Source organism: Pseudazoarcus sp. NS36 (genome assembly GCF_059703705.1).
This window is the reverse complement of sequence record NZ_BAAKJA010000008.1, coordinates 111,647-131,119: the sequence shown is the minus strand read 5'-3', so window position 1 is coordinate 131,119 and position 19,473 is coordinate 111,647. Positions and strand designations below refer to the sequence as shown.

Below are 19,473 nucleotides of genomic sequence, written 5' to 3'. Positions count from 1 at the left end.
GCGAGCTGGGGATTGGTAACGGAAGGTTGGCCTTGACTAAGGTAACGTGAAAAATGCAGGAAGCAGACAGAAAAACACCGGCGACCGCCGGTGTTTTTCTGTCTGCTTGATCTGTATGAATTCAGCCCATGAACTTCATGCACACTCGGCAGAGGAAGAGCGTTTTCTGGAAGAAAAAATCAATTTTGCATCTCTAGCCACCGAACTTCTGAAAGTTCTTATCTCAAGCTGTCGCATGGAGTCTTTGGCTTGAGCATCAAGCTTGAACTTAATGTGAAGAGACTCCGATTTATTTGGTTTTTGAGACACTTGACTTCTCCTTTAAAACCAGCAGAGAGTGCTCTAAAGAAATCCTAGCAGAAAAATGTTCGATTATCCAACTGTAAATATCTTCATGACTTTCCTTCAGGCAATATTTCTTGTTACCTGCAACTGTAATTACATACTCAACATTACGGCTACTTGCATGAATTACAGGAAAGCATAGCTGAGCCCCTTGATTCCTCGGCTTGGTACTTCCTTTTGTATAACGACAACCATCACTCTTCTTAAGCTCTAACTGAATATCCTCTACTACTACGATGCCCTTCTCTCTTATACAGTTCATCACCGTGCTCTCATCTGCGCAAAGATCGGCGGGCGATGTCCTAGGAGGATTTGATGTAGGCTCGAAAGCGATCCACTCAACCGGATAATTATCCACCACCCTCAATAGACCGACTCTGTACACAGCATTGCTGCCGTCCATATAATCAAACACCGTCTTTAGGCCTGATACAAGCAAAGTAATCTGCTGATCCGGCCTAGTTATTTCCCCAAACGTTTCTTCAGCGTTTATCGAATCTCTGCTCAATGCCCTGCTAACACACGCCGCAAATCTCTTATTTTTATCAGCAACAACAACGTTAAGCGCCTGTATCAACGCGAGGAGATCTAATTCGGAAAGCTCCTTCGACGGCTTTGAAAACTTAACCACATACGCATATATAGACTTCACGAATGAAACATATATATACGCTCCGACTAATATCAAAACCGCGTAATCGTTTAAGACCTTCCCAAACCCAGAGCCAAAAACCTCGACCATGCTCCCGCTTAATCCATGCCTTGTCGCCAGAGCTGTTAAAAGCATAGGCGGGAGCAAGAAAAAAATGGGCCTAAGAAAGTTCTTAACGAACCAAAACTCACAAAAGCCAACAAACGCCCTTGCTCCACTTTTCCAAGAACTATCACCGGCGACAGGACGATGCATATCAGACGACCTTTGACTAGGGCTGCAGAGGAAAGGCGATGCTTATCAAATAATAATTGTGTTGCAGAAATCGAGTTTTTATATCGACATCGTCTCCGGCCAAACAAAATAGGCCCCAAACTTCGAGCTCATCTTGAACTCTCCACCCGCAGCCTTGCCCTTCTCCGTCAGGAAGTGCTTGTCGCCTTTCAACTCCAGATAGCCCAGTTCCACGCACCGCTCCAAAAACGGCGCGGTCTTCATGCCGAACTTCTGGGCCAACCGTGAGCTAGAGATCTTTCCGACCTTGTCGGAAGCGTCGTCGGCTTCGTCTTCCCCCGTCGCTTCCTGCGCAGCGACACGTTCCAGCGTGATGCGCACCTCGTCACTGATGCGGATGATGCGCTGGGCTTCTTCGTAAGCGTCCTTGTAAAGCTCGACGTCTTCGTCGCGGCGGATGAGCACGCCCATTTCGTTGTTGTTGATCTGACTGAACTCGTAGAGGTTGAGGCTGGTGATGATGGCCATTTCCTCGTTCATGTAGCACTTGGCGTGCAGGTTCTTGCAGAAGCTGGTGCGGATGTAGGTGAGCTCCTTCAGCCAGGTAATCTCTTCGGGCTGCAGTTCGCTCTTGCCATACACGATGCGCACGTCGATCTTGAGCCGGTTCTTGTCGGCCAACAGTTCGCGCATGCGGTCATTAAGCTTGAGGAAAGGGCTGATCAGGATGAGGCGGTCGCGCGCGTCCTTGATGAGTTCTTCGAGGAAGTAGTTGGTCGCGCTGGTGTTGAGGAACTTGGCCATTTTCTTTGCATGTCTCCGTGCTGGCGCAGACATTCCTTAGGCATGTCCGCAAACTGATTGCATGGTACACACCGAGCACAACACGCAAAAGGCAAACGTCATGCGTGGCGGCAACCGATTGCACGCCGCCATTAAAAAAACACCGGCACGCGGCCGGTGTCTGCTCGCCTGCTGCAGTGGGCTAGATGCCATCCTCAGCCACCAGCGAGCGCTTTGCGAGATCGGCCGCGCTCTTGCCCTGCCAGATGGGCCAGTACTCGGTGTATTTCATGTACACGCTGTTCTTGCTGGAGTCATACCAGGCAAGGGACTGCGGGGTGTTCTCGACCAGGCGGGTGTTCTTGAGCCAACCGGCGAAATCGCTCGAGGCCGTGGTGTACTCGGCGTTGGCGTCGGTCTTGATGGGCCACAGGGAAAAGCGGGCCTTCCAGGCGCCCATGCGCGGGGTGACAAGGCTGTGGTAGGTCTTGCCGGGGGCAAGCTCGGCTTCCATGAAGTCGGCGGCTTCGGACACGACCATGAAGACGTGCTTGCCGGGCGGAACGCGGTGCACGATCTTGGTGCCGTTGGCCATGATGCCGATGAACTCGATCTGGCCGCGGTCGACGCGATACAGCGATGCGTTGATGGCGCTGCCGAGCAGGCTGGAGCGCATGAACACGACCTGTGCCTCGTCGGCGGCGGGGGGCGGTAGCTCCTGCGTCTGGGCGACCATCATCGGGTTGGACGCGCAACCGCTCACTACGACAAGCGCAACTACAGCCAGCAATCGAGAAATCATCAGAAGTTCCTGTTCGACAGTTCATGCAATATGGAAGAATCCCGGGCAATGACGGCGGTCCGGGTAGCTCTGCAGCAGCTCGCGCCAAAGCCGGATTGCATAGTACATATAGAAGTGGGTATTCAGAAGAGATGCGGCTAACAGGTAAGATCTGCGACTGGCGGGACGACAAGGGTTTCGGCTTCATCGAGCCGGACGGCGGCGGTGTACGCGTGTTTGCGCATGCCAGGGCCTTTGCCAACCGACAGCGCCGACCGGAGAACGGCGCGCAGGTCACATACCTTGTCGGAACGGATGAGCGCGGACGCCCCTGCGCGGTGAAAATTGCATTCGATGGCGAACGCTACGCGGCCACTCCACGCCAGCGCACTTCGCGGCCTGCAGGTCGCAGCAACGGCCCGGTGCTGTTTGCGACCTTGTTTGTGGCCGCGCTGGCCGCGGCAACCGCCGCAGACAGGCTGCCGCTGGAGGTTGCCGGGCTGTACCTCGTGACAAGTGCCATTGCTTTTGTGGCCTACGCCCTGGACAAGTCCGCCGCCCGACAAGGCGCCTGGCGCACGCAGGAGAGCACCCTGCATGCGCTGGCGCTGGTTGGCGGCTGGCCGGGCGCGCTGGCAGCGCAGCGCTGCTTGCGTCACAAGTCGAGCAAGCAGTCATTCCAGGTGATGTTCTGGATCACCGTGGCGTTCAACTGCGGCGGGCTGGCATGGCTGCTTACCCCGGCGGGTGGTCAAAGCCTGAATCAACTGCTGGCTGCACTGCGCTCGATGATCTAGCGGGCACTGTACGAGCCAATGCTGGACCTGACTCGGCGACCATACCGCGCTGCATGTCAGAGCAACGACGAAAGCCGCCTATCATCCGGGCATGAACTCGCCGGACGCCCACCACCCCCGGATCACCCACCGCAGCGTGCTGGCGCTCGCCGTGCCGGTAATGCTGTCGAACGTGTCGACGCCGCTGATCGGCATCGTCGATACCGCCGTGGTCGGGCAGATACCCGATCCGGCGCTGATCGGCGCGGTCGCGGTGGCGGCGCTGGTGTTCACCTTCGTGTTCTGGGCTTTCGGCTTTCTGCGCATGGGCACCACCGGGCTGACGGCGCAGGCCCTGGGGGCGCGGGATGGCGACGAGTTGCTGGCCTGCCTCGGCCGCTCGCTGCTGATTGCCGGGGCCGTAGGGCTGGCGCTGATTGCGCTGCAATGGCCGATCCGCGAAGCCGCGTTTGCACTGCTCGACGGCGGGGAACGGGTGGAGGGGCTGGCTCGCAGCTATTTCGACATCCGCATCTGGGCCGCACCAGCCACGCTGGCCAATTACGCACTGCTGGGATGGTTCATCGGGCGTGGGCGGGCCGGCACCGCGCTGCTGCTGCAACTGACGCTCAATCTCTCCAACGTGGCACTGGACATCCTGTTCGTGCTGGGTCTTGGCATGGGCGTGGCCGGCGTGGCGCTGGGCACGCTGCTGGCCGAATGCATCGCGGCCGGCGTGGGGCTGACGCTGGCGTGGGTGCATGTACGCGGCGTGGACGGCCGCTGGTCGCGCGCGCGGCTGCTGGATGCGGCGCGGCTGGCACGTACGCTGGCGGTGAACCGCGACATCATGATCCGCTCGATGGCGCTGATCTGCGTGCTGCTGTGGTTCGTGGCGCACGGCGCAAAACAGGGCGAGGTGGTGCTGGCAGCCAACGCGGTGCTGATGCATTTCGTCGCCACGGCCTCGTACTTTCTGGACGGCCTGGCCTTCGCGGCCGAGGCACTGGTCGGACGCGCAGTGGGCGCGGCGAGGCGCGCGATGTTCGATGCGGCGGTGTTCGTCACCACGCTGTGGGCGGTGTTGCTGGCCGGTGCGCTGTCGTTGGCCTTCCTGCTCGCCGGCCCGATGGTGATCGACCTGCTGACGGTGGATGCCGCTACGCGCGAAGCGGCGCGCGATCATCTGGGCTGGGCGGCGCTGGCGCCGTTGGTGGGGGTGTGGGCCTTCCAGCTCGACGGCGTGTTCATCGGCGCCACACGCACGGCCGAGATGCGTCGTGCGATGCTGCTGTCACTGGCAATCTTTCTCGCCGCCTGGTGGCTGCTGCGCGGCTGGGGCAATCACGGCCTGTGGGCCGCGTATCACGTGAGTTACGTGGCGCGGGCGGTAACGCTGGGGCGTTACTTCCCGCGGCTGGCGAGGTCGGTCGGGACGATTTCCTGAGGCGCTTGAGGCGTGCAGCGCACCTCATCTCCTACCCGGATGCGCCCACCCTGCAGCACGCGGGCAGTCACCCCGCCATGGCCGCGCATGGCGTTGAAGCCGCCGGGGCCGAGCACCTCTTCCATGCGCGAACAGGGGTCGCACGCACCGGTGATCTCGAACACCGCCTCGCCCACCTGCAGCACCAGCGGGCGGTCCTTGAACAAGCTGCGGGTGGCAAGCAGGTTGAGACCGGAGATGACGAGGTTGCGACGCAGCTCGGCCGCCTCCACGCTGGCTCGGCCGGCAAAGGCCGCGATCACCGGCAGGTGCTCGGCCTGCAGCAGCGTCACCTGACGCTTGCCGCCGCCGGGACGGCTGGGCTGCGCGAAGGAGGAACGGTCGCCATCGAGCCCGCGTTCGGCCAGTGCTTCGATTTCGGTTACAGACTTTACGGGCTGCAGACGCGCCGGACGCAGGAAAATGGCTTCCACACGCCCTGCGCGCGGGTGGCGGGCGGTGATGTTGCGCATCGAAGGCTCGTCGAGGTCGATATCCTCACCGGTATTCATTCGGGGCCTTTCTCGTCAGCGGGCGGTTGGGCAGCTTCCTTGCGCTGAACCAGGTAGCGCCGGATGCCGATGCCGACAAAGGCCACCGTGAACACCGCGCCGAGGAAGCGCACCACGCCGGCCAGCGGCTGCAGCTCGGGGTCACCGGTGCCGATCAGGATGGTCGGGATCAGGAACACGCCGATGGCCAGCCCGCCGGCTGCGAGCTTGGCCGAGAAGGTCCAGTCCGAGCGCAGGGCGATCTGGTAGAGGCGCTCGTTGCGCTTGAAACGGTTTCGCATCAGCAATGGCCATGGGAAGAAAAGACGAAGGCGCATCTTACCGCCGGGATTTCGGGGTACAAAGGAAAGCAGCAGCCGGATGACCTTGATGGGCCAGCAACTGAACGAATGTCCACGAAGGAGATGGGCCATGCAGCACATTCATCGCATCGCAATCGCGGCGCTGACCGCGTTCTTCATGCATACGGCAGCGGCGCAGACCGACCCGACGGGGTCGTACGTGGGCATTCTGCCCTGCGCCGACTGCCCCGGCGTGGAGCTGCGGCTCGACGTGTTTGATGACGGTAGCTTCCACCAGCGCAGCGTGTATCGCGAACGGAACCGCAGCTTCGACCGGGTCGGTCGCTGGACGCGGCAGGACGACACGCTGGAGCTGCGCTACGGGCACGGTGAGCTGCGCCGCTTCAGCTACGGCCGGGGCTGGCTGACGATGCTCGACACTGATGGTCGCCCGATCGCATCGCAGCTCAACTACACGCTGAACCGCTCGTCGCTACTCAGCCCCATTGAGCCACGGGTGACGCTGGACGGCCAGTTCACCTACTTCGCCGACAGCGCGCAGCTTGAAGACTGCGCCACCGGACGACGCATGCCGGTAGCAATGGAAGGCGGTTACCGGCAACTGGAGCAGGCCTGGAGCCGCAGCGGCGCGAACCTGCAGCGCCCGCTGCCGGTGAGGGTGGAAGCGCGCATCGCGGAGCGCGTGAACATGGAAGGACCACGACGCCCGACCGTGATTGTCGAACGCGTGGTGCAGACTGGCACGCCGGTGAGCTGCACGCCTCCCGTCGTCACGGCCACCAACCCCCTCGCAGCGTTGGGCGAACGCGTGCGGCGGGTGTTCCGGCCCGGAGTGGAGACGGCGGAACCGGCTGTGACCACCCCGCCGGTCGAACCCATCGCACCAGTGCCGGCTCCGCCCGCAGAACCGCCGCAGCGCGCGGTGCAGACCTTCGAACTGGTTTCTCCGCCGCCTCCGCCGGTGGCTCCGCGTGCTGCCGCCGAACCGGCCCCGTCATCGCCAAGCCCGTCCCCAGCCCCCGCGGTTGCGGCGGCGGCAAACGGGCCGACGTTGCACGGCACGCAGTGGCGTCTGGTGCGCCTTGGCGAGCAGGACATCGTGATGGCGGACAGCGAACGCGTCCCCTACCTGATGTTCGCACCGAGCGAATCGCCGCGCGTCTCAGGCTCGACCGGCTGCAATCGCTTCAAGGGCGGCACGACCATGGCAGGCGGTTCGATCCTGTTTGGTAGCATCGTGACCACCAGGATGGCCTGCGCCAGTGGCCCGGACATCGAGTCGCAGTTCCTCGGCGCACTCGACAAGGCGCGCAGCTGGCGCATCAGTGGGAATCACTTTGAACTGTCGGGCAGCGACGGACGGCTGGTGGCCCGCTTTGTGGCGGTACGCTGAGGCGCCGGCAGCTCGCACACGGTGTCCGGCTTTCGCCACAGTCCGCGCAAGCGCAACACCAGCCGGTAGCCCAGCTCCAGCAGCTGCACGATGCCCGGAAGCGCAGCGATGCGCCCCGCCATGCGCAGACGCGGCAAGTGCTGCCACATGAGGGCAAAGGCCAGCGCACCGGAGGCCAGCCGGCCGTCCGGTCGCCGTACGTGAAAGCGCGCCATGGCGGCATCGAAGTCGAGGTCGTCACCCAGCGATGCCGGATCACTGGCGACGAGATTCACCCAGTCAATGCCCTCGGCGCCGGGCTGGCGCTGATAGAAGCCGATCTCTCGGCTGCACAGCGGACAGCCGCCGTCGTAATACACGATGAGTCGTTCGCTCATGCGTTCTCCAGTGTCGTATCGAACAGGTCCGGCTGCGCGACTGCGCCGGCCTTGCGAGGCGTTTTGCGGCGAACCGGCCCTTTTCGGCTGCCGTGCTGCAGGAACACACGTTGCGCCTCTTCCTTCAGTCCGGGCCGCTTGCGCCATTCAGAGAGGCGCGCGCGCGCGGCCCGCAAACCGGCTTCCGGCTCCACCACCGGCGCCGGATAATCCCGCCCGATAAGCACACCGCAGGCAGCCTGCACGTTGTCGGGCATCTTCCACGGCTCGAACAGCCAGGCGTCGGGCACCTGGCGCAGCACCGGCAACCAGCGACGCACGAAGTGACCCTGCGGGTCATGGTCACGCGCCTGTTTGACCGGGTTGTAGACGCGCAACGCATTGATGCCGGTGACGCCGGATTGCATCTGCACCTGCGGCCAATGGATGCCGGGTTCGTAATCGGTAAACAACCGTGCCAGATGCAGGCCCGGCTCGCGCCAGTGCAGCCACAGTTGGTAGGCGGCAAAGCTCATCAGCATCGCGCGCATGCGGAAGTTGAGCCAGCCGGTCTGCGTCAGCATGGCCATGCAGGCGTCCACCAGCGGAACGCCGGTCTCACCGCGCGCCCAGGCCTGAAACCGACCAGAGTCGAAATCGGATTCGCGCAGACCGTCATAGCCACGGTGCATGTTGCGCACTTCGATCGAGGGCTCCGATTCGAGCTTCTGGATGAAGTGGCAATGCCAGTGAAGGCGCGACTCGAATGCCCTCAAGGACGCCAACAGTCGCGCCGGTCGCTGCTCGGCCGGCAGATCGGTCAGCTCCGCAGCACGGGCACGTGTGGCGCGCACCACCTCGCGCATCGAGACATTGCCCCAGGCCAGATAGGGCGACAGGCGGGAGCACGCCGTGGGCGCTTTGAGCGGGCTGGAGATGCCGCCGCGGTAGGCTGCAGCGCGTCCGTCGAGGAAGTCGCGCAGCACCGCCACGCCGGCCCGCCGGCCGCCGCGCTGGAAAGCACCGCTGTCGGCAGATTCGGGCGGTGTGGTGCACAGGCCCACGACGGCAGACGGCAGATCTGCCACCGGCCCAGGCAGCGAAGCCACCTCTGCCGCCATGAAGGCTTCCCACTCGACGTTCCAGTGGTCGCGGTCACGCAGACGACGCACCACGCCCATTTGGGGTAATTCGGTCCATTGCACGCGATGTGTGCGGCACCAGCCCGCCACCTCGCGGTCGCGTGCATAGCTCGCCAGGTTGCCGGTTTCTTCATGGCTCCACAGCGCCGCCAACGGGTGCGCTGCACGCAGCGCGGCCAAGGCCTCGACGACTTCACCATGCCACAGCAGCAGGCGGATGTTGGCGCGCGCCAGATCGTGCGCAAGCTCACTCAGCGAAGCCTCGACGAAACGATGATGTCGTGCCGCCGCATCCGGTTGCGTAAGCTGCGTGGGCTCGAAGCAATACAGCGCAAGCACCGGCCCGTTGCGGCTGGCGTGCAGCAACGGCCAGTGATCACGCATGCGCAGATCACGCTTGAACCAGACGATGTGCAGGGGCGTGGACAGAAGCAGGACTCCATGCGAACTTTGGCCGAAATGTTTGTCCTAGACAAACCTGCTCACACAGACCATGCCCATGCCCGCAAGTTCGCCGACGGTGCTGCTGCCTCAGTCGGATCACCCCCCCGAATTCCCGGCACGACCCACCATGGACTTCGCAGCGTGCCGTTTCGCCGCCCTGCGGCGCGCACTGTCGGTCGATGCGACGGCTTATGCGGCACGGCGCAATCACCTCGATGGCGGCGTGAGCACCCTCTCGCCCTATGTGACGCACGGCGTATTGCCGGATCGGGAGCTGTTCGCACTGTGGCGCCAGCGCTTCGGCCTGACGCTAGACGACGCGCTGCTGCGCCAGCTCGCATGGCGCGGCTTCTTCCAACATGTGCGGCGCCGACAGGGAGAAGCCATCCTGGGCGACCTGCATCCGGCCGCTCATGCCCAGCACATCCAGTACCGCAACGCGCTACCGGCCGACCTGCTCACGGCACGCACCGGCCTGCGTGTGATCGACGAGTCGGTGAAGCAGCTCTACGCCACTGGCTGGCTTCACAACCACCAGCGGCTGTGGCTGGCGAGCTACTGCGTGCACCTGCGCAAAGTGCATTGGCGTGTTGGCGCGGACTGGCTGCTCGGTCATCTGCTGGACGGCGATGTGGCCAGCAATCATCTGTCGTGGCAGTGGGTGGCCGGCACGTTCAGCAGCAAACCCTATCTGTTCAACGCCGCCAACGTGGCGCGTTTTGCGCCGCATCTGGCCAGTCCCGGTACGCTGCTGGATACCGATTACGAGACGCTGGCGCGTATTGCCGCGAGTGACGTCGATGTTGGCCCCGCGCCGCGCCGTAGCGAGGCCTGCGAAATCCCGCCGCTGCGCGCCCGTCCTCCGCCGCGCTTGCCGGCAGTCGATTTCGCGCGACTCACACGCGACCGGCGCGTAGCCCTGCTGCACCCCTGGGATCTGGCCCGGCGACCGGAAGCCGAGTGCGTGCTGGGCGTGATCCTGCTGCCCTTCCATGCACGCTTCCCGTGGTCGGAACGACGCTGGGATTTCGTCATCACACGCATGCGCAGGCTGTGCGACGCGATCTGGGTCGGCCGACCGGCGCAACTCGCGCAGGTGCTGGACGGCTGTTTGCAAGCGCAAATCAGCACACCGCCGGAACCAGACTATGCTCCGGCGCTGTCGGCACTGCCGCTGCGTATCGACGCGCCGCCCCCCTGGCTGCCCGAACCCGACGCAGCCATGCCATCCTTCTCGGCATGGACACGCTGGATGCGCCGCGAACACCCCGAATACTTTGCAACGGCCGAACCGGCCACCCGGAGACTTAAATGACTACTGCTGGCACTTCCATGCCGATGTCGGCGCGCTGGCTCGGCTTCGGCGGACTGATCCCCTTCGTAGGGCTGGCTGCGCTGGTATTGGCCGATGGCGCCAACGCGGTGCGCTGGTCTTTTGTGCTGCTGAACTACGCTGCGGTGATCGTGAGCTTCGTCGGCGCGTTGCACTGGGGGTTCGCGATACTGTGGCCGCAGCCCGCCGAGGCACTGCGCACCCGCCTGATGGTCTGGTCGGTAGTGCCGGCACTGGGCGCCTGGGTGGCCCTGCTGCTGCCAACGGCAATCGGCCTCGCCACTCTGGCAGGCCTGCTGGTGGTGCATTTCCTCTTCGACCTCGGGCTGCGGCATCACCGGGTACTGCCCGCCTGGTATGCGCGGCTGCGCACCGTGCTGACCCTGGGTGCGGCGCTCAGCTTGATCACAGCCGCCGTGGCGTTGTGAGCGCAGCGGTCGCAGTCATCGGGGCGGGCATCGCCGGTCTCTCGTGCGCGCAACGCCTGCAGGCTGCCGGCCTGCAAGTGGAGGTGTTCGAAAAGAGCCGCGGTCCAGGAGGACGCAGTGCAACCCGGCGCGGCGATGGCTGGCAGGCGGACCATGGCGCGCAATACTTCACCGCACGTGACAACGGGTTTCGCGCTGCCGTTGCGGACTGGCAGGCCGCCGGCATCGTCGCGCCCTGGTCAGGCCGTATCGTGAGCTTTGATGCCGACGGAAGTTGCCGACCGGTTTCCGCGAGCGAGCCACGCTTCGTCGGCACGCCGTGCATGTCGGCCATCGGGCGCCATCTGAGCACGGGACTGACCGTGCGCTACGACACGCAGGTGACCGCGCTGCAGCGCGTTGCAGACGGCTGGCAACTCACCACGTCACAGGGCAAAGTCGTTTCACCAAGATTTTCGGCTGTGGTCGCGTGTGTGCCCGCAGCCCAGGCGGCCGCACTTCTCGAAGGCATTGCGCCGCAACTGGCTGCCAGTGCAGCGGCCTGCACGATGCGTGGCTGCCACGCGCTGATCGCACGCTACGCCCGCACTCCCGGCCTGCCATTTGACGCGGCGTTCATCAACCACGGTGGCTTGTCATGGGCCGCTTGTGATTCAAGCAAGCCGGGGCGTCCAGCGGGCCATACCTGGGTCTTGCATGCGCCGGTCGACACCAGGACGGAGCTGGAAGCACCCGCAGAAACCATCAGTGAGATGATGATCGAGGCCTTCATGCAACTCGGCGCGCCACGCCCGGACGACTTCACGCTGCACCGCTGGCGCTTTGCCCAGAATGCGTCAGCCTGCGATGTCGGTATGTTGTGGGCGGCTGAGGCAGCCCTCGGGCTGGCCGGAGACTGGCTGCACGGGGGTCGGGTAGAAGGCGCCTGGCTGAGCGCTCAGCGCCTGGCAGAAGCCATGCTTGTAGCTCAGCGTTCGAACTCGACGCCGTAGCGACGCTTGAGGAACTGACGAAGATAATCGAGCACCTCCGGACGCGTGTTCGAAATCGCCCGGCGAATGCGCTCCAGCTCATACCCGTACAGCACCGGGTACCCCCCCAGACGCTCATTGGCGTCGCTGTGGAAGGCAGCGTCGCGCACCATGGCCTCTATGGCCTTACTGAGTACGAGCGCTTTCTCCTGCGGGAGGTCGCCGCGCATCCACAGGCTCGCACGGGCTTGCTGCACCAGTGGCACGACCAACTTGAAAGCCTCCCACTCCTGGCCAGCTGGCGGGCGACCGAAAACCCGCTGGTAGAGCTGGGGCGCCGTGACAAGTTCGGGTACGGCAGGATCGGGGATGGAATTACCCGCGTCGTCCAAAAATCCGATGGCGTACAGCGGCATCACCTTGCGCAGACGCACGAGGGGTTCGAGCCGCGCCAGGTACACGGGTGTGGCCTGGGTGTTGATGCTCAATTCGCCTCGTTCGAAGGCCTGCAATGTCTGGCCACGGCCATCGAAGCCCGGCACCGGACGGTAATCGAGATCAAACATCTCGAGTGTTATGAGGGACTCGATCTGGCCGATGGGGTCGTTGATGCCCTTGGTCAGACGGCCACGCAGCTTGCGGATGTCCGTCGCTGCGGAAATGCCGGAATCAGCCGTAAGCACGGTCACGTGGCCCATTGGCGCCGCCAGCAAGGGGTCTAGCTGGGCAAAATCCAGCTGCAGCCCGCGCAAGCCCAGCATCGCACGCAACTTCAGGTGACCGGAAGCGGCCAACAAGGTCAGCGAATCCGCCGATGGGGCGGCAACAAAGGCATTCGCGCCGGTAACACCGCCCACCCCGATAATGTTGTCGACCACGACTTGCGGCTGACCCGGCAGATGTTTGCCGAGGTGTCGCGCGACGAGATGAGCAAAAGTATCGGTACCGCCGCCTTCGGAAAACGGAACGATGATGCGCACGGTCTCGGCATGTACCGCACTGGCAACACAAGACAGACACAGCGCGGACAGGACACAGCACAGGCGACGCAACAACAGGGGCATGATCGAATCTCCGGCTTGCCGCGCCATTTACCCACGCAAATGTTTCAGTTGCAAGCGCGCAGACCAAACAAAAACGGACCCCTCAGGGTCCGTTTCATCATGCCAAGTGATTCGCCCTTCAGTGCGGCAACAGGCTTTCACCCATCAGATACTCGCACCGCACGCGCCGCTTGACGACCTTCGCGCAACGCGGGACTCGGCCCGCGTTCCACCACTCCCCGCCCTTGGGCGATTCGCCACTCACCTGGGCAACAGGCTCTCACCCATGAGGAACTCATCGACAGCGCGCGCGGCCTGACGACCCTCGCGAATCGCCCAGACCACGAGGCTCTGGCCGCGACGCACGTCACCCGCCGCAAAAACCTTGTCGACGTTGGTGGTGTAGCAGCCGGCACCGTCGGTGGTGGCGTTGGCGTTGCCGCGCTTGTCCTTGTCCACGCCGAAGGCGTCGAGCAGACCGCCGACCGGATGGACGAAGCCCATCGCGAACAGTACGAGGTCGGCCTTGAGTTCGAACTCCGAACCCGGCACCTCAACCATGCGGCCGTCCTTGAACTCGACGCGGCAGGCGAGCAGACCGGTGACCTTGCCGTCCTTGCCGAGGAACTCCTTGGTGGCGACGGCGAAGTCGCGCTCGCAGCCTTCCTCGTGCGAGGAGGAGGTGCGCAGCTTGACCGGCCAGTACGGCCAGGTCAGCTCCTTGTTCTCCTGCTCAGGCGGCATCGGCATCAGTTCGAACTGGGTGACCGAAGCGGCGCCGTGGCGGTTGGAGGGACCGACACAGTCCGAACCGGTATCGCCACCGCCGATCACGACCACGTGCTTGCCCTTGGCGGAGATCGGGTTGGCGGGGCCGCCACCGACTTCCTTGTTCTGCGGCACGAGGAATTCCATGGCGAAATGCACGCCGGACAGCTCACGCCCCGGCACCGGCAGATCGCGCGGTACTTCGGAACCGCCGGCCAGGATCACCGCGTCGAAGTCCTTCTTGAGCTGCTCACCACTGACGACCTCGGTGGCGTCGTTGTTGATGCCGGCCGGGAGGTTCTTGTCGCCGACGATGACGCCGGTACGGAAGCTCACGCCTTCGGCCTGCATCTGCTCGACACGACGCTCGATCAGGTGCTTTTCCATCTTGAAGTCGGGGATGCCGTAGCGCAGCAAGCCACCCACCGCATCGCTCTTCTCGAACACGGTCACGTCGTGACCGGCGCGCGCAAGTTGCTGTGCCGCCGCCATGCCGGCCGGGCCGGAACCGACCACGGCAACCTTCTTGCCGGTCTTGGCCTTCGGCGGTTGCGGCTTGACCCAGCCTTCTTCCCAGGCCTTGTCGATGATGGCGTGCTCGATGGACTTGATGCCCACCGCGTCGTCATTGATGTTCAACGTACACGCAGCCTCGCACGGGGCGGGGCAGATACGGCCGGTGAACTCCGGGAAGTTGTTGGTGGAGTGCAGCACCTCAATGGCTTCACGCCATTGGTTGCGGAACACCAGGTCATTCCAGTCGGGAATGATGTTGTTCACGGGACAGCCGCTGTTGCAGAACGGAATGCCGCAGTCCATGCAGCGCGCGCCCTGGATGGCGGCCTGCTTGTCGTCCAGACGCAGGACGAACTCGCGGTAGTTCTTGAGACGCTCCGGAACAGGCGCGTAGGCCTCGGACAGACGCTCGTACTCAATGAATCCGGTTGGCTTGCCCATTTGTTATGCGGCCTCCAGTTGCTTCTGACGCTGCGCGGCGATCTCGCCAAGCGCACGACGGTATTCGTTCGGCATGACCTTGACGAACTTCGTCCGGTAGCCGTCCCAGTGATCGAGAATCTCTTTCGCACGCGCACTGCCGGTGAAGCGCAGATGACGTTCGATGAGCCCCTTGAGAATCAGTTCATCGTCCATTTCGAGGTGGTCGATCTCGACGCGGCCGAGCGATTCGAGTTCGTCACCGGACTCGGAACCCTTGCGCGCCTCGATCTCTTCCGGCAGCGGCTCAAGGGCGACCTGCGCCATGTTGCAGCGCGTCTCGAAATCACCCTTCTCGTCCAGCACGTAGGCCACGCCGCCGGACATGCCGGCCGCGAAGTTACGGCCCGTCGCGCCGAGCACGACCACGGTACCGCCGGTCATGTACTCGCAACCGTGGTCACCCACGCCTTCAACGACCGCCGTTGCGCCGGAGTTGCGGACTGCGAAACGCTCGCCGCCGACGCCGGCGAAGTAGACCTCACCTTCGGTGGCGCCATACAGCACGGTGTTACCGACGATGATGTTGTCGGCCGTGGTGCCGCGGAACTCGCTCACCGGGCGCACGATGATGCGGCCACCCGAGAGACCCTTGCCGACGTAGTCGTTACCTTCGCCGAGCAGCTCCATCGTCACGCCACGCGTGAGGAAGGCACCGAAGCTCTGACCAGCCGTACCGGTCAGGCGAATGTGGATGGTGTTGGTCGGCAGACCGGCATGACCGAACTTCTCGGCCACGCGGCCGGACAGCATGGCGCCGACCGTGCGGTTGACGTTCTTCACCGGCAGGTTGATCTCGACCGCCTCTTCACGCTCCAGCGCGGGCTTGGCCAGCTCGATGAGCTGGTTGTCGAGCGCCTTCTCCAGACCGTGATCCTGGGTCTCGGTGTGGAACACCGTCGTACCGGCAGCCACCGCCGGACGGTAGAAGATGCGGCTGTAGTCCAGACCACGCGCCTTCCAGTGCGAAAGCCCCTTCTTCATGTCGAGCAGGTCTGCGCGGCCGATCAGGTCATCGAACTTGCGGATGCCCAGCTGCGCCATGATCTCGCGCACTTCCTCGGCAACGAAGAAGAAATAGTTCACGACATGCTCGGGCTGACCCGAGAACTTCTTGCGCAGCGCGGGATCCTGCGTGGCGACACCGACCGGGCAGGTGTTGAGGTGGCACTTGCGCATCATGATGCAGCCCTCGACCACCAGTGGCGCCGTCGAGAAACCGAACTCGTCGGCCCCCAACAGCGCGCCGATGACGACGTCGCGGCCGGTCTTCATCTGGCCGTCAACCTGCAGACGGATACGGTTGCGCAGGCCGTTGAGCACCAGTGTCTGCTGCGTTTCGGCCAGACCCAGTTCCCACGGCGAACCGGCGTGCTTGATGGACGACAGCGGCGAGGCGCCGGTGCCGCCGTCGTGGCCGGCGATGACGATGTGGTCGGACTTGGCCTTGGCCACACCGGCAGCAATCGTGCCGACACCGATCTCGGAGACCAGCTTGGTCGACACGGAGGCGCGCGGGTTGGCGTTCTTGAGGTCGTGGATGAGCTGCGCCAGATCCTCGATGGAGTAGATGTCATGGTGCGGCGGCGGCGAAATCAGGCCGACACCCGGCACCGAGTGACGCAGCGCACCGATGTACTCGGACACCTTGTGACCCGGCAGCTGACCGCCTTCACCCGGCTTGGCGCCCTGGGCCATCTTGATCTGGATCTGGTCAGCATTGACCAGGTACTCGGTGGTGACACCGAAGCGGCCCGAAGCGACCTGCTTGATCGAAGAGCGCAGGCTGTCGCCGGCCTTGAGCTCGATGTCGCGCTCGACGCGGCTCTCGCCTATGATCTGCGACAGGCTCGTGGCCTGGGTGATGGGCTTGAAGCGCATCACGTCCTCGCCACCCTCACCGGTGTTCGACTTGCCACCGATGCGGTTCATGGCGATGGCCAGCGTGGTGTGCGCTTCGGTCGAGATCGAGCCAAGCGACATGGCGCCGGTGGCGAAGCGCTTGACGATGTCCTTGACCGACTCGACTTCATCCAGCGGGATGGGCTGGGAAGCGTTGCGGAACTCGAACAAACCACGCAGCGTCATGTGGCGCTGGCTCTGGTCGTTGATGATCGCCGCGTATTCCTTGTAGGTGTCGTACTTGTCGGTGCGCGTGGCGTGCTGCAACTTGGCAATCGCGTCGGGCGTCCACATGTGCTCTTCACCACGGATACGGAAGGCGTACTCGCCGCCCGCGTCGAGCATGCCGGCCAGCACCGGGTCTGCGCTGAAGGCCTTGCGGTGCAGGCGGATGGCTTCTTCCATGACCTCGAACACGCCGATGCCTTCGACCTGGCTGGTCGTGCCGGTGAAGTAGCGGTCGATGAAGGCCTGCTGCAGACCGACGGCTTCGAAGATCTGCGCACCGGTGTAGGACATATAGGTCGAAATGCCCATCTTGGACATGACCTTCATCAGGCCCTTGCCGATGGCCTTGACGAAGTGCCCGATGGCCTTGGCGCCTTCCTCGGCGCTGGCCGACATGGCCTGCAGGGTCTCCATCGCGAGGTAGGGGTGCACGGCTTCCGCGCCATAGCCAGCGAGCACGGCGAAGTGATGCACCTCGCGTGCGGTGCCGGTCTCGACGATCAGACCGGCGCGCGTGCGCAGGCCCTTGGTGACCAGATGCTGGTGGATGGCGGACAGCGCCAGCAGCGCAGGAATGGCCACATTCTCGGCGTCGACGCGGCGGTCGGACACGATGAGGATGTTGTAGCCCTTCTGCACGGCATCTTCGGCTTCGAAGCACAGCGAGGCCAGACGTGCCTCGACGCCCTCGTTGCCCCACTCGATCGGATAACAGATGTCGAGCTCGAAGGAGCGGAACTTGTTGTGCGTGTAGCGCGAGATGTTGCGGATCTTGGCCATCGCGTCGAAGTCCAGCACCGGCTGGCTGACTTCAAGGCGGAACGGCGGGTTGATCTCGTTGATCTCGAGCAGGTTAGGCTTGGGACCGACGAAGGACACCAGCGACATCACGAGCTGCTCGCGGATCGGGTCGATCGGCGGGTTGGTAACCTGCGCGAACAGCTGGCGGAAGTAGTTGTAGAGCGGCTTCTCTTTGGACGACAGCACCGCCAGCGGCGAGTCGTTACCCATCGAGCCACTGGCTTCCTCACCGGCCTTGCCCATCGGCTCAAGGATGAACTTGATGTCTTCCTGGGTGTAACCGAACACCTGCTGACGGTCGAGCAGCTGGACGCTGCTGGCCGGCGGCTCGACGCCTTCCGGCAGGGTCAGGCCATCCAGCTTGATGTTGATGCGGTTCAGCCAGTCGCCGTAAGGCTTGGCGTTGGCAAGCGATTCCTTGAGCTCGGCGTCATCAATGATGCGGCCCTGCTCCATGTCGATCAGGAACATCTTGCCCGGCTGCAGACGCCACTTCTTGACGATCTTGCTCTCGGGGATCGGCAGCACGCCGGACTCGGAAGCCATCACGACGAGGTCGTCGTCGGTGACCAGATAGCGCGCCGGGCGCAGACCGTTACGGTCGAGCGTGGCGCCGATCTGGCGGCCGTCGGTGAAAGCCACCGCGGCCGGGCCGTCCCACGGTTCCATCATGGCAGCGTGGTATTCGTAGAAGTTGCGACGCTTCTCTTCCATGTGGGTGTGCGATTCCCAGGCTTCCGGGATCATCATCATCACCGCATGGGCGAGCGAATAGCCACTCATCACCAGCAGTTCGAGCGCGTTGTCGAAGGCGGCAGAGTCGGACTGGCCGGGGTAGATCAGCGGCCAGATTTTTTCCAGGTCGGCACCGAGCAGCGGCGATGACACGCCCTTCTCGCGCGCACGCATCCAGTTGTAGTTGCCGCGCAGGGTGTTGATCTCGCCGTTGTGCGCGATGTAGCGGAACGGGTGAGCGAGGCTCCACTGCGGGAAAGTGTTGGTCGAGAAGCGCTGGTGCACCAGTGCCAGCGCCGACACCGCACGCGGATCAACCAGGTCGGAATAGTACTCACCGACCTGATCGGCCAGCAGCAGGCCCTTGTAGTTCACTGTCGTGGCCGACATCGACACGAAGTAGAACTCCTTGCCGTGCTGGAGGTTGAGGTTGCGGATGGCGTTGGCGGCGCGGCGGCGCGCGATGTAGAGCTTGCGCTCAAGCGCCTCCGGCACCATCACGTCTTCACCGCGGCCGACGAAGATCTGACGGATCACCGGCTCCTGCGCACGCACGGTCGGCGACATCGGCATTTCGGCATTGGTGGGCACGTCACGCCAGGCCAGCACGACCTGACCTTCGGCGCGCACTGCACGCTCGATCTCGCCCTCACAGGCGAGACGCGAAGCACGCTCCTTGGGCAGGAACACCATGCCCACGCCGTACTCGCCGGAGGCCGGCAGCGTCACACCCTGGGTCGCAAGTTCTTCGCGATAGAGCTGATCAGGAACCTGGATCAGGATGCCCGCGCCGTCACCCTGCAGGGCATCGGCACCGACTGCACCGCGGTGATCAAGATTCTTGAGGATTTCGAGGCCTTGCAGCACGATCTCGTGGCTTCGTTTGCCCTTGATATGGGCAACAAAGCCAACGCCGCAGGCGTCATGTTCATTGACGGGATCGTACAGGCCCTGCTTGTGGGGGACATCCATCACGCGAATCCTTTAAACGACTAGGTCACCGGCAAAGCCGGGATCAAACAGGCGGCACGCAGTTCATGCTCTCGCCGCACACGGCACCGC

At 63.4% G+C, this 19,473-nt stretch carries 16 protein-coding genes; 6 read left to right on the top strand and 10 right to left on the bottom strand.

Annotated features, from left to right (window positions below):
- Positions 1 to 289: 289 nt before the first annotated feature.
- From AC6H0R_RS13805 to AC6H0R_RS13795, 3 genes are all read right to left on the bottom strand, one after another.
- On the bottom strand, positions 290 to 1,087 hold the full coding sequence (locus AC6H0R_RS13805) for a hypothetical protein (RefSeq protein WP_497581940.1): 798 nt from the start codon (positions 1,085 to 1,087) through the stop codon (positions 290 to 292).
- Between the two features lie 243 nt (positions 1,088 to 1,330).
- Positions 1,331 to 2,035 (bottom strand): phospholipase D family protein, encoded by a 705-nt coding sequence (locus AC6H0R_RS13800; RefSeq protein WP_497581939.1) that lies wholly within the window; start codon positions 2,033 to 2,035, stop codon positions 1,331 to 1,333.
- A 181-nt stretch (positions 2,036 to 2,216) separates the two neighbouring features.
- A complete protein-coding gene (locus AC6H0R_RS13795) occupies positions 2,217 to 2,816 on the bottom strand; it encodes a hypothetical protein (protein WP_497581938.1) in 600 nt (199 codons plus the stop codon).
- Positions 2,817 to 2,947: 131 nt separating this feature from the next.
- Here AC6H0R_RS13795 and AC6H0R_RS13790 point away from each other — a divergent pair, with 131 nt between their 5' ends.
- Entirely contained in the window at positions 2,948 to 3,592 is a 645-nt protein-coding gene (locus AC6H0R_RS13790) for a DUF1294 domain-containing protein (RefSeq protein WP_497581937.1), read from the top strand.
- 91 nt (positions 3,593 to 3,683) lie between these two features.
- Positions 3,684 to 5,018: an MATE family efflux transporter gene (locus AC6H0R_RS13785; RefSeq protein WP_497581936.1), complete on the top strand. Its 1,335-nt coding sequence runs from the start codon at positions 3,684 to 3,686 to the stop codon at positions 5,016 to 5,018.
- Here the strand turns inward: AC6H0R_RS13785 and AC6H0R_RS13780 are convergent.
- Positions 4,976 to 5,569 (bottom strand): MOSC domain-containing protein, encoded by a 594-nt coding sequence (locus tag AC6H0R_RS13780; protein WP_497581935.1) that lies wholly within the window; start codon positions 5,567 to 5,569, stop codon positions 4,976 to 4,978. The genes AC6H0R_RS13785 and AC6H0R_RS13780 overlap by 43 nt on opposite strands.
- Positions 5,566 to 5,850: a hypothetical protein gene (locus AC6H0R_RS13775; protein WP_497581934.1), complete on the bottom strand. Its 285-nt coding sequence runs from the start codon at positions 5,848 to 5,850 to the stop codon at positions 5,566 to 5,568. The genes AC6H0R_RS13780 and AC6H0R_RS13775 overlap by 4 nt, the downstream gene beginning before the upstream one ends.
- Before the next feature lie 130 nt (positions 5,851 to 5,980).
- Between AC6H0R_RS13775 and AC6H0R_RS13770 the strand changes: the two genes are divergently transcribed.
- A complete protein-coding gene (locus tag AC6H0R_RS13770) occupies positions 5,981 to 7,264 on the top strand; it encodes an META domain-containing protein (RefSeq protein ID WP_497581933.1) in 1,284 nt (427 codons plus the stop codon).
- Here AC6H0R_RS13770 and AC6H0R_RS13765 read toward each other — a convergent pair.
- Positions 7,204 to 7,641 (bottom strand): thiol-disulfide oxidoreductase DCC family protein, encoded by a 438-nt coding sequence (locus AC6H0R_RS13765; RefSeq protein WP_497581932.1) that lies wholly within the window; start codon positions 7,639 to 7,641, stop codon positions 7,204 to 7,206. The two genes, AC6H0R_RS13770 and AC6H0R_RS13765, sit on opposite strands and share 61 nt — an antisense overlap.
- On the bottom strand, positions 7,638 to 9,173 hold the full coding sequence (locus AC6H0R_RS13760) for a cryptochrome/deoxyribodipyrimidine photo-lyase family protein (RefSeq protein ID WP_497581951.1): 1,536 nt from the start codon (positions 9,171 to 9,173) through the stop codon (positions 7,638 to 7,640). Before AC6H0R_RS13760 ends, AC6H0R_RS13765 begins: the two co-directional genes overlap by 4 nt.
- Positions 9,174 to 9,261: 88 nt before the next feature.
- On the opposite strand from AC6H0R_RS13760, the gene AC6H0R_RS13755 reads away from it, so the two are divergent.
- The 3 genes from AC6H0R_RS13755 to AC6H0R_RS13745 are packed head-to-tail and all read left to right on the top strand — an operon-like array spanning position 9,262 to position 11,959.
- On the top strand, positions 9,262 to 10,521 hold the full coding sequence (locus AC6H0R_RS13755) for an FAD-binding domain-containing protein (protein ID WP_497581931.1): 1,260 nt from the start codon (positions 9,262 to 9,264) through the stop codon (positions 10,519 to 10,521).
- Positions 10,518 to 10,967 (top strand): DUF3429 domain-containing protein, encoded by a 450-nt coding sequence (locus AC6H0R_RS13750; RefSeq protein WP_497581930.1) that lies wholly within the window; start codon positions 10,518 to 10,520, stop codon positions 10,965 to 10,967. Before AC6H0R_RS13755 ends, AC6H0R_RS13750 begins: the two co-directional genes overlap by 4 nt.
- On the top strand, positions 10,964 to 11,959 hold the full coding sequence (locus tag AC6H0R_RS13745) for an NAD(P)/FAD-dependent oxidoreductase (RefSeq protein ID WP_497581929.1): 996 nt from the start codon (positions 10,964 to 10,966) through the stop codon (positions 11,957 to 11,959). Before AC6H0R_RS13750 ends, AC6H0R_RS13745 begins: the two co-directional genes overlap by 4 nt.
- Here AC6H0R_RS13745 and AC6H0R_RS13740 read toward each other — a convergent pair.
- The 3 genes from AC6H0R_RS13740 to gltB all read right to left on the bottom strand — a co-directional run bounded on the left by AC6H0R_RS13740 (position 11,935) and on the right by gltB (position 19,383).
- Positions 11,935 to 13,002: a type 2 periplasmic-binding domain-containing protein gene (locus AC6H0R_RS13740; protein ID WP_497581928.1), complete on the bottom strand. Its 1,068-nt coding sequence runs from the start codon at positions 13,000 to 13,002 to the stop codon at positions 11,935 to 11,937. The two genes, AC6H0R_RS13745 and AC6H0R_RS13740, sit on opposite strands and share 25 nt — an antisense overlap.
- 240 nt (positions 13,003 to 13,242) lie before the next feature.
- Positions 13,243 to 14,706 carry a glutamate synthase subunit beta gene (locus AC6H0R_RS13735; RefSeq protein WP_497581927.1) on the bottom strand — a complete coding sequence of 488 codons (1,464 nt, stop codon included), beginning with the start codon at positions 14,704 to 14,706 and terminating at the stop codon, positions 13,243 to 13,245.
- A gap of 3 nt (positions 14,707 to 14,709) precedes the next feature.
- Positions 14,710 to 19,383 carry a glutamate synthase large subunit gene (gltB, locus tag AC6H0R_RS13730; RefSeq protein WP_497581926.1) on the bottom strand — a complete coding sequence of 1,558 codons (4,674 nt, stop codon included), beginning with the start codon at positions 19,381 to 19,383 and terminating at the stop codon, positions 14,710 to 14,712.
- Between the last annotated feature and the right edge of the window lie 90 nt (positions 19,384 to 19,473).

Coding starts and splice junctions, on each gene's coding strand:
- AC6H0R_RS13805 (WP_497581940.1), bottom strand. CDS start 1,087: ATGGTCGAGGTTTTTGGCTCTGGGTTTGGGAAGGTCTTAAACGATTAC.
- AC6H0R_RS13800 (WP_497581939.1), bottom strand. CDS start 2,035: ATGGCCAAGTTCCTCAACACCAGCGCGACCAACTACTTCCTCGAAGAA.
- AC6H0R_RS13795 (WP_497581938.1), bottom strand. CDS start 2,816: ATGATTTCTCGATTGCTGGCTGTAGTTGCGCTTGTCGTAGTGAGCGGT.
- AC6H0R_RS13790 (WP_497581937.1), top strand. CDS start 2,948: ATGCGGCTAACAGGTAAGATCTGCGACTGGCGGGACGACAAGGGTTTC.
- AC6H0R_RS13785 (WP_497581936.1), top strand. CDS start 3,684: ATGAACTCGCCGGACGCCCACCACCCCCGGATCACCCACCGCAGCGTG.
- AC6H0R_RS13780 (WP_497581935.1), bottom strand. CDS start 5,569: ATGAATACCGGTGAGGATATCGACCTCGACGAGCCTTCGATGCGCAAC.
- AC6H0R_RS13775 (WP_497581934.1), bottom strand. CDS start 5,850: ATGCGAAACCGTTTCAAGCGCAACGAGCGCCTCTACCAGATCGCCCTG.
- AC6H0R_RS13770 (WP_497581933.1), top strand. CDS start 5,981: ATGCAGCACATTCATCGCATCGCAATCGCGGCGCTGACCGCGTTCTTC.
- AC6H0R_RS13765 (WP_497581932.1), bottom strand. CDS start 7,641: ATGAGCGAACGACTCATCGTGTATTACGACGGCGGCTGTCCGCTGTGC.
- AC6H0R_RS13755 (WP_497581931.1), top strand. CDS start 9,262: ATGCCCGCAAGTTCGCCGACGGTGCTGCTGCCTCAGTCGGATCACCCC.
- AC6H0R_RS13750 (WP_497581930.1), top strand. CDS start 10,518: ATGACTACTGCTGGCACTTCCATGCCGATGTCGGCGCGCTGGCTCGGC.
- AC6H0R_RS13740 (WP_497581928.1), bottom strand. CDS start 13,002: ATGCCCCTGTTGTTGCGTCGCCTGTGCTGTGTCCTGTCCGCGCTGTGT.
- AC6H0R_RS13735 (WP_497581927.1), bottom strand. CDS start 14,706: ATGGGCAAGCCAACCGGATTCATTGAGTACGAGCGTCTGTCCGAGGCC.
- gltB (WP_497581926.1), bottom strand. CDS start 19,383: ATGGATGTCCCCCACAAGCAGGGCCTGTACGATCCCGTCAATGAACAT.